Genomic DNA, 1,131 nt, shown 5'->3' with positions numbered 1-1,131 from the left:
GTCGACGACACCATGCGCATCGGCCTGCTGACCATGATCCCCTACATCGTCGCGGTGGTCGGCAACCTGCTCATCGGCCGCAGTTCCGACATGCGCGGCGAGCGCCGCTGGCACATGGCGTTCTGCGCGGCGATGACCGCCTGCGGTTACCTGGTCTGCGCGCTGTTCTACGGACAGATCGCCCTGCTGATGCTGGGCATGTGCCTGATCATGACCGGCATCATCGCCTGGATGCCGATCTTCTGGACCATCCCGCCGCGCTACCTCAGCGGTCTGGCGGCCGCCGCCGGTATCGCCCTGATCAACTCCCTGGGGCAACTGGGGGGTATCGTCGGTCCGTTCATGGTTGGTAAGGTCCGGGATCTGTCGGGCAGCTCGTCTCTGGCGTTGTTCATGCTGGCGGGCGCCTGCCTGTTGGCCACCGCGCTGATCATCTGGGCGGTGCCTTCGCGCTTCTATGCCAAGGAAGTACCGGCCGACAGCTGACTGAATCCGGCGGCGTTCGCGCCGCCGTCGAACGAGGAAATTCCGTGAAGAAGAAAGTACTGGTATTCAGCCGCGCCTCATCCGCCGAGGTGATGGCCGACCTGCGCGAGCGTTACGAGCTGAGCGTCTTCCTCGACCCGCTGGGCGCCGACCGGGAGGCGTTCGTCGCCGCCCTGGCCGACGCCGACGGGCTGATCGGCGCCGGCAGCAAGCTCGACGAGTCGGTGCTGCAACACGCGCCGAAGCTGCAGGTGATCTCGACCATTTCCGCCGGTTACGACAACTACGACGTGGCCTACCTGAAACAGCGCGGCATCCGCCTGACCAATACCCCGGACGCGGTGACCGAAACCACCGCCGACACCGGCTTCATGCTGCTGATGATGACCGCGCGACGTGCTGTCGAGCTGGCCACGCTGGTCCGGGAGGGCGAGTGGAAGGCGAGCATCGGCGAAGCGCATTTCGGCGTCGACGTGCACGGCAAGCGCCTCGGTATCATCGGTCTGGGGCGCATCGGTGCCGCCGTCGCGCGGCGCGCGCATTTCGGCTTCGGCATGTCGATCCTCTACAGCGGCCACAGCGACAAGCCGCAGTACGAGGAAGAGTTCGGCGCGCGGCGGCTGCCGATGGACGCGCTGCTCGGCG

Annotated in this window: 1 protein-coding gene and 1 pseudogene; both read left to right on the top strand. The window is 66.5% G+C overall.

Translation table 11 applies throughout. The features are described from left to right. Positions 1-486, top strand: a pseudogene (locus tag B2X67_RS02865) (MFS transporter); the annotation flags it as partial. A 44-nt stretch (positions 487-530) separates the two neighbouring features. Next, positions 531-1,131, top strand: a 601-nt coding sequence (locus tag B2X67_RS02860; protein WP_286784546.1) for an NAD(P)-dependent oxidoreductase, incomplete at its 3' end; no start/stop codon positions are given.

This window comes from Pseudomonas sp. UBA3153, assembly GCF_002364635.1.
GTDB lineage: Bacteria > Pseudomonadota > Gammaproteobacteria > Pseudomonadales > Pseudomonadaceae > Pseudomonas_O > Pseudomonas_O kuykendallii.
The sequence above is the reverse complement of the archived record's forward strand: the minus strand, read 5'-3'. Positions and strand labels throughout refer to the sequence as shown.